This is a genomic window from Cellulomonas biazotea (assembly GCF_004306155.1).
In the GTDB taxonomy this organism is placed as follows: domain Bacteria; phylum Actinomycetota; class Actinomycetes; order Actinomycetales; family Cellulomonadaceae; genus Cellulomonas; species Cellulomonas biazotea.
This window is the reverse complement of sequence record NZ_BIMR01000245.1, coordinates 1-2,872: the sequence shown is the minus strand read 5'-3', so window position 1 is coordinate 2,872 and position 2,872 is coordinate 1. Positions and strand designations below refer to the sequence as shown.

Here is a 2,872-nt window from a genome sequence, read left to right as displayed (position 1 = left end):
CGGGCTGGGGGGTGACGGTGGTGGTCATGCGGCGCTCCTGCGGGTCGTGAACCGGACCTGCACGAGCGACACGACGATGATGACCGCGAAGAAGATGTACGCGATCGACGACGCGTAGCCGAACCGGTACCCGGTGAAGCCGGACTCGAAGATGTACTGGACGATCGGGCGGGTCACGCCGCCGGGACCGCCGTTGGTCATGACGTAGATCTGGTCGAAGACCTTGAGCGACGCGAGGATCTGCAGGATGACGACGAGCGCCGTCGTCGGGCCGAGCTGCGGGATCGTGATGGACCGCAGCTGCCGCCACCGTCCGGCGCCGTCGAGCGCGGACGCCTCGTACTGCTGCTCGGGGATGTTCTGCAGGGCCGTCAGGTAGAGCAGGAAGTTGAGCCCGACGGTCCACCACAGCGTCTCGACGACGACCGCGACCATCGCCCACGCGGGGTCCTGCAGCCACGCCTTGCCCTCGCCGCCCAGCGCGCCGAGCAGGTAGTTCACGAGGCCGAGCTGCGGGTTGTACATCCAGATCCAGAACTGCGCGGCGACGGTCGACGCGAGCAGGAACGGCATGAAGAACGACAGCCGCCACAGCCACTGGCCGGGCAGTCCCTGGAACACGAGCAGCGCCATGACGAGCGCGACGAGCACGAGCGGCACGGTCGACAGGATCGTGAACCACAGGGTGTTGAGCATCGAGCGCCACACGATCGGGTCGCGCACGGCCTCGGCGTAGTTGTCGAGGCCGAGGAACGCGCCGCCGGCGCCGGTGATGGACTCGCCGGTGAAGCTCAGCCAGAAGCCGTGGATCAGCGGCCAGAGCAGGAACATCGCGAAGAAGACGACGAACGGCGTGACGAACAGCCAGCCGATGCGGTTGTCGCGGGATCGTCGGGTGACGGTGGACTGGTCGGACGTCGCGCCACGGGACCGGGTGCGGTCGGCGCCGACGTCGAGTGCGGCAGAGGACACGATCGGACTCCTTCGTCGATCGAGCGGAGGGGTCGCCGGGACGGCGTCAGACCGGGTTGGGCTTGGACAGCTGGACGTTCACGCGCCGGATGAAGGCGTCCCACCCGGCGGCGGGGTCCGCACCCTGCAGGTAGACGTTCTGCACGGTCTCCAGGAAGTAGTTCTGGAAGTCGCTGCCGGAGCCCGTGAACCACGCCTCGGGGTCGTAGTTGAGGATCTCGGCGGCGGGGGCGTAGTGCGCCTGCGGCACGAGGGCCTGGTACTCGGGGCTCTGCACGACGGGCTGGAACGCCGGGATGTGGCCGGCGACGGCCCAGTCGAGCGAGTGGTGGAGCAGGTCGCTGACGAACTGGTAGGTGGCGCGCCGCTGCTCGGGGTCGGGGTCCGACTGGTGCGGCAGCGTGAACGCGTGCGAGTCGGCGTACGCGGCCGGCGTGCCGAACAGCGTCGGGATCGGCATGGCGTCGAACGCGATGCCCGCGTTCTTGGCGGTGGGCAGCTCCCAGACGCCCGTGAAGAACAGGCCGGACTCCCCCGACATGAACTCCGCGACGGCCGTCCCGTAGTCGCCGTCGACCGCGCAGACCGTGCCGTCGAGCAGCTGCTGGATGTACGTGAGGGACGCGATCGCGGCGTCGTCGTCGACCTCGGCCCGCTCTCCCGACAGGTCGAACGGCGCGTCGTGCTGCTTGTAGAGCGTGTAGAACAGCCGCCACATCTGGGCGCCGTCGCCGAGGTACCCGTAGGACAGGCCGTGCTTGCCGGTGACGGCCTGCATGGCGCGCGCGACCTCGAGGAGCTGCTCGGGGTCCTCGATCGGCGCGAGCTGCCCGTCGGTGCCGAGCACGCCCGCCTGCTCGGCGACGTCGGTGTTGTAGAACATGACGAACGGGTGCGAGTCGAGCGCGATGGAGTACTGCGTGCCGTCGAGACCGCCCTTCTCCCAGACGCGCGGCAGGAAGTCGTCCTCGGTGACGTCGAACTCGGCCAGCAGGTCGAGGTCCCACGCGTCGAGCAGGCCGCCCGGCGCGTACCCGGCGATGCGGGACGCGTGCATGATCGCGGTGTCCGGCGAGCGCCCGCCGACGCTCGCCATGGCGAGCTTGGTGTAGTACGGCGCCCCCCACGCGAGCACGGTCTGGGTCGCGTGGTAGCCGTGGTCGAGGGCGTTCACGTCCTCGACGAGGCCGGCCATGTTGATGCCGTCGCCGCCGCTGAGCAGGTGCCAGAACGCGAGCTCGCGGACTCCGGTCGTGGCGCTGGCGGTCGAGCAGCCGCTCAGGGCGCCGATCGCGGCGACGCCCCCGAGCGCGGCGAGCGACCCGGCGAGCATCTGGCGGCGGGTGAGGCCCGGTCCGCCGCCGCCGGGCGGGCCGGAGCGGCCCGGGACGACGAACCCCGCGCGGTCGAGGGCGGGGGTGGAGGGGGTCGCGCCGCGGGGCGGCGCGTGGCGATCGGTCATGCCGTCACTCCTTCGTGAGACACGTGTCGAGGCGCGCGGACCGCGGCCGTGGGGTGCGTGCGGAACGCCTCCCGGGGCGGCCGTGGCCGGACCAGACGCGAGCATTACATCGTTGAAACGGACCCGCAAGAGGGACGCCACGCCGGAATCCGGACAACTCCCTGGGCCGCCGGCACGCGTGTCAGGCGGCGCCCGCCGGACCGAGGGAGTCAGACGGCCGTGCTCGCCCGCGGGACCACCGCGTGCGGGACCGTCAGGCGCCGCGGCGGCCGGTCCGGGTCCTCGATCCGGTCACGCAGCAGGTCCAGCGCCGTCGCCGCGAAGCCCCGCAGGTCGAACGACACCGTCGTCAACGACGGCACCGCGTACCGCCCGGGCTCGACGTCGTCGAACCCCGCGACCGCCACGTCGTCCGGCACCCGCAGCCCGCGCTCCCAC

Annotated in this window: 3 protein-coding genes; all 3 read right to left on the bottom strand. The window is 71.3% G+C overall.

Going from position 1 to position 2,872, the window contains the following annotated elements:
* Window positions 1–24: 24 nt before the first annotated feature.
* On the bottom strand, window positions 25–972 hold the full coding sequence (locus tag CBZ_RS15270; RefSeq protein WP_130782369.1) for a carbohydrate ABC transporter permease: 948 nt from the start codon (window positions 970–972) through the stop codon (window positions 25–27).
* A gap of 46 nt (window positions 973–1,018) precedes the next feature.
* Entirely contained in the window at window positions 1,019–2,434 is a 1,416-nt protein-coding gene (locus CBZ_RS15265) for an extracellular solute-binding protein (protein WP_130782368.1), read from the bottom strand.
* A gap of 209 nt (window positions 2,435–2,643) precedes the next feature.
* A partial coding sequence (locus CBZ_RS15260; protein WP_165446799.1) for a substrate-binding domain-containing protein occupies window positions 2,644–2,872 on the bottom strand: 229 nt, incomplete at its 5' end.

What these genes read in the sequence shown, in the direction of transcription:
- CBZ_RS15265 (WP_130782368.1), bottom strand. Translation starts at nt 2,434, where the DNA reads ATGACCGATCGCCACGCGCCGCCCCGCGGCGCGACCCCCTCCACCCCC.